The sequence below is a fragment of the Litoribrevibacter albus genome (genome assembly GCF_030159995.1).
Lineage (GTDB): Bacteria > Pseudomonadota > Gammaproteobacteria > Pseudomonadales > Litoribrevibacteraceae > Litoribrevibacter > Litoribrevibacter albus.
This window is the reverse complement of the sequence record NZ_BSNM01000004.1, coordinates 1-4148: the sequence shown is the minus strand read 5'-3', so window position 1 is coordinate 4148 and position 4148 is coordinate 1. Positions and strand designations below refer to the sequence as shown.

General features: G+C 42.3%; 5 protein-coding genes, 3 tRNA genes and 1 rRNA gene. All 9 read right to left on the bottom strand.

The window, feature by feature from the left end:
* The coding region (locus tag QQL66_RS04765; protein WP_284379395.1) for a GTP-binding protein at positions 1 to 128 on the bottom strand (128 nt) is incomplete at its 3' end.
* Positions 129 to 212: 84 nt separating this feature from the next.
* A tRNA-Thr gene (locus tag QQL66_RS04760) sits at positions 213 to 287 on the bottom strand.
* Between the two features lie 17 nt (positions 288 to 304).
* A tRNA-Gly gene (locus tag QQL66_RS04755) sits at positions 305 to 379 on the bottom strand.
* Between the two features lie 9 nt (positions 380 to 388).
* Positions 389 to 473, bottom strand: a tRNA-Tyr gene (locus QQL66_RS04750).
* A gap of 111 nt (positions 474 to 584) precedes the next feature.
* Positions 585 to 1205: a hypothetical protein gene (locus QQL66_RS04745; protein ID WP_284379392.1), complete on the bottom strand. Its 621-nt coding sequence runs from the start codon at positions 1203 to 1205 to the stop codon at positions 585 to 587.
* A 17-nt stretch (positions 1206 to 1222) separates the two neighbouring features.
* Entirely contained in the window at positions 1223 to 1921 is a 699-nt protein-coding gene (locus QQL66_RS04740) for a type III pantothenate kinase (protein WP_284379389.1), read from the bottom strand.
* Positions 1914 to 2864 carry a biotin--[acetyl-CoA-carboxylase] ligase gene (locus QQL66_RS04735; protein WP_284379386.1) on the bottom strand — a complete coding sequence of 317 codons (951 nt, stop codon included), beginning with the start codon at positions 2862 to 2864 and terminating at the stop codon, positions 1914 to 1916. Before QQL66_RS04735 ends, QQL66_RS04740 begins: the two co-directional genes overlap by 8 nt.
* 8 nt (positions 2865 to 2872) lie before the next feature.
* Positions 2873 to 3448 (bottom strand): transcriptional regulator BetI, encoded by a 576-nt coding sequence (betI, locus tag QQL66_RS04730; RefSeq protein ID WP_284379384.1) that lies wholly within the window; start codon positions 3446 to 3448, stop codon positions 2873 to 2875.
* A 397-nt stretch (positions 3449 to 3845) separates the two neighbouring features.
* Positions 3846 to 3961, bottom strand: a 5S ribosomal RNA gene (rrf, locus tag QQL66_RS04725).
* Positions 3962 to 4148 lie beyond the last annotated feature (187 nt).

The window sequence follows — 4148 nt, the reverse complement described above, 5'->3', positions numbered from 1 at the left end:
GCACCACCAAATACTTCAGCACATACACGAGTCAATGCTGCAGTTAGAGTTGTTTTACCGTGGTCAACGTGACCGATAGTACCAACGTTAACGTGCGGTTTGGAACGTTCAAACTTTTCCTTTGCCATCGAGAAAACTCCCAGAGCACAATATACAAGTTACAAATACACAAAATAGGCGCACAACAAGGCCGCCTATCTTACTAATCTTCATGGAGCTCATGGCCAGAATTGAACTGGCGACCTCTCCCTTACCAAGGGAGTGCTCTACCCCTGAGCTACATGAGCAAATAATTTTTTAGTACTGGAGCGGGTGGCGGGAATCGAACCCGCATCATCAGCTTGGAAGGCTGAGGTAATAGCCATTATACGACACCCGCATAAGATAATGGTGGAGGGGGCAGGATTCGAACCTGCGAAGGCTGAGCCGTCAGATTTACAGTCTGATCCCTTTGGCCACTCGGGAACCCCTCCCCGAACTGTGGCGAGCATTATACTGAAGGACTTTTTATTTGCAACCCTTTTTTATCAGTATCTTCACTGCCTCAGAAGAGGTCGCTATATTAAGCAGAAGATCTTTAAAAATCAACGACTTTTACACGATTTATGAGAGATATTTAAATTTAAATCCAACAAAGCATCGCTCACAATTGCCGAATCACCTGAAAACTCCAACCAATAGCGCTTTTGCGTACGTTGAATCTCTTGAACTACAGTTTCGAATCCAGCCGACACCATTTTATCCTTAATACGGTAAGCAGAAGATTTAACAGTAAACAAACCCAGCGATATTGCATTTGCGTAATCGCCTTGAGTCACTATATAGCTATCAATGTTGGCTAACTGTAATTGCTTCAACAAACGATATGCCTGTTTCTCTGAGGGCCTAGGAGGAATGATCACCCAGTAGTCTGTTGAAACAACAACATCATCTTCATACAATTCATTCGCTATATTCCTGGCCACCAAACGTTTAGATGCCTGTTCAATAACTTCAGTCGCTACAGCCGGCCCCACCTCGCCACACTCACCCTCTCGAGGACGCTTGCTTTTCACCAGCTGCCTAGACACAACCTCAACTGCCTTCCCTTCTTGTATAAACGACATAGACTGAGAGTCAGCTATGCTTAATTCTCGATTCATAACAATAAAGAGCACAAGAAGCGCATTTACCGCTAAAAGCAATATAAATACTTTTTTTGCCATTCCCTAAGCCTCAGTCATTATCCATATACTGCCTTCAAACCATTAAATACCAAATATTGATCCACCTCGCCCAACTCACTTAATGAAGACAAAACCCCATTAAGGTCACCTCCGGTCAGCACTACTTTGGCTGGTTCAACCTCCAAAATTAAAGACTCACATAAAGATTTAATCATTCTTAAAGACCCATGCCTAATACATTCCGTAGTATTCTTACCTAGCCGAGTATCAGGAAGAAGTTCATCAAATGAAAGATTAGTCCCCTGCAATAAACTCTCCATCTGAAGCCTAAATCCGGGGACTATATATCCTCCCTGATGTTTACCATGCTTATCAACAACATCAAGAGTTACGGCACTACCACAATCGATTACCACGAGACTCGTTTCATAATGCCGATAAGCAGCTTCAATAGCCAACAAACGATCAACACCCAACTTAGACGGGTCATCGTAGGAATGCTGCACCATCCAATTACCTACATCATACGCAGCCAACTGATAATCTATACCCCTTAATACTTCCAGCACAGCGTTTAGTTTTTCAGGTACTGCAACCGAAGAAATAACCACACGACGAATAACCGACCTATCGAGTAAGCCTCTAAGTTGAACAAGCCAATCCTGCTCCAGAGACGAATATACCCCCAAAAGATTTCCATCGGTGTCAAACACCTTTAATGAGGTATTACCTAGATCAAAGTACGCCTCAGCCATTATTCAATCTCAGAGTCACTTCGCCACCATGAACTTGCTGCATTTGCCCATTTACATTAAGCAAAAGAACCCCCGAATCATCTACCCCACAAGCGACACCTGACGTAATGACCCCTGCTTGTTCTAGCTGAACATCCATACCTTTGAATGCATCCAAGCAATCCCACCTTTCACTGAAAACTATAAAACCTTCATCTTGGAACAGTTTTACATTTTCTTGAAGCGCACTTACTAGCTCAGCCAACAATGCAGTTCGATCAAGTGTAGTGCCTAGCTCAGATGCCAATGACGTTACAGCTCGATCTTCAATATCAGGTTTTTCATTCACATTAATGCCTACACCGATCAATAGGGTATATAGACCATCCATATCCCCTTGTATTTCAACCAGTATTCCAGCCAACTTAGCGTAATTGATTAACAGATCGTTAGGCCATTTCACTTTAGCATCAAGCTTATATTTATTTCTGACCACTTCCGCTATCGTGATTCCCACCACCAAACTTAACCCGCCCAACCCTTGAGATGCATTAAAGTTTGGTATGGCATAAGTAAACATTAAATTATGAGCATAACAACTTGCCCACACACGACCTCTTCTTCCGCGCCCACCGGTTTGATATTCAGACGTAACAAGTAAAGGCCGATTCATTGATTTTGCATACTCTTTTGCTACATCGTTTGTTGAAGTAACAGAAGGAAAATAATAGGCAGGTGTTCCTGATAAAGAATCGCTGATAGTCTCGATGTTCAACAAAGCAGAGCCACCGCGATAGCGATAACCCTTGCCTCTAACTCGAGAGACAACAACTCCCTTTTCCTCTAAAGAATTAACTAAAGACCAAACTCTACTACGGGTAACACCAAACAAATTTGCAATCACTTCACCAGAATGAAATTCTCCGTCCGAAAGCAACTCAAATAATCTCTGATCTTTATCCATGATATTCTCTAAAGGGAATCTACAAATTCTTTACATATCATTGGTGCGGTTCCCAAATCAATGGCACCACATCTAAATGCACTACGAATCCATAAACCATCAATCATCGCAGCCAAACCATGTGATTTCGCATCCACTTGGTCGGCAGGAACCAAATGTTTCATAGAGTATTTAATGTTTGAAAAGAGTCTTCTCTCATTAATACACTGCAATCGACGTAGTGAAGGATCATGTGCAGCCTGTGCCCAAAAAGACAACCAAGTCACTGCAGCCTTCTTTGTCGTTTGAATTTGACTAAAATTTGAATCAATCAACAAATACAATCGCTCTTTATGCGACACGTCATCTTTCTCTTTAAGCTTACTTAATAGCTCAGTTTGAAGCGATTTAATTAAGTAGCTAACTGTTGCCTCAATCAGTTGTTGCTTGCCACCAAAATAATGACTGATTATTCCAGGTGACATCCCTGCAATCTTACATATTGTTGCCACAGTCGTATTTTGAAGACCGTATAATTCTACAGATTCTAACGTAGCCTCAATCAGTTGCGCTTTACGTATAGGCTCCATTCCAACTTTAGGCATAAGTCTCTGTCCAGATTTAGAAAGGGTCACATATTATACAAAGCCTACCTTTAGACTCCACAAGAGATTAGAAAAGTGGAACGCCTGTCCGCATCTTATTTATTTTTATATGACCAGGGAAGGAAACAGCTTATCCATGTTCTGAGGGTCACGTCTTGTTAGGAATACCCTGTTTACCTTTGGCCCAATGAGTTTTTGGAACTTATCAGGGATTAGGGATTAGGGATTAGGGATTAGGGATTAGGGATTAGGGATTAGGGATTAGGGATTAGGGATTAGGGATTAGGGATTAGATAGATTGTGTTCATCAGAACACGCTTGGAAGTTTTCCTAGCGCATTTTTTCCGCGCAATAAAAAAGCCCCGATGCGTTAGCATCAGGGCTTTTAGTATAAGGCGCTTGACGATGACCTACTCTCACATGGGGAGACCCCACACTACCATCGGCGCGGACCGGTTTCACTTCTGAGTTCGGAATGGGATCAGGTGGTTCACAGTCGCTATGGTCGTCAAGCAAAACTGGGACAGAGGTGGATGAGGTTGAGTTTGTCGTTTGACTGTCTCACTTATCATCTCACATTGAATACGGTGTCTGAATCAGGATGTTTACATCTGATGTTTTAATCAATCGGGCTGAACAATAGTGTTCTAAACCACTTTGGTGTTATATAGCCAAGCCTCACGAGCAATTAGTACTGGTT

Coding starts and splice junctions, on each gene's coding strand:
- QQL66_RS04745 (WP_284379392.1), bottom strand. CDS start 1,205: ATGGCAAAAAAAGTATTTATATTGCTTTTAGCGGTAAATGCGCTTCTT.
- QQL66_RS04740 (WP_284379389.1), bottom strand. CDS start 1,921: ATGGCTGAGGCGTACTTTGATCTAGGTAATACCTCATTAAAGGTGTTT.
- QQL66_RS04735 (WP_284379386.1), bottom strand. CDS start 2,864: ATGGATAAAGATCAGAGATTATTTGAGTTGCTTTCGGACGGAGAATTT.
- betI (WP_284379384.1), bottom strand. CDS start 3,448: ATGCCTAAAGTTGGAATGGAGCCTATACGTAAAGCGCAACTGATTGAG.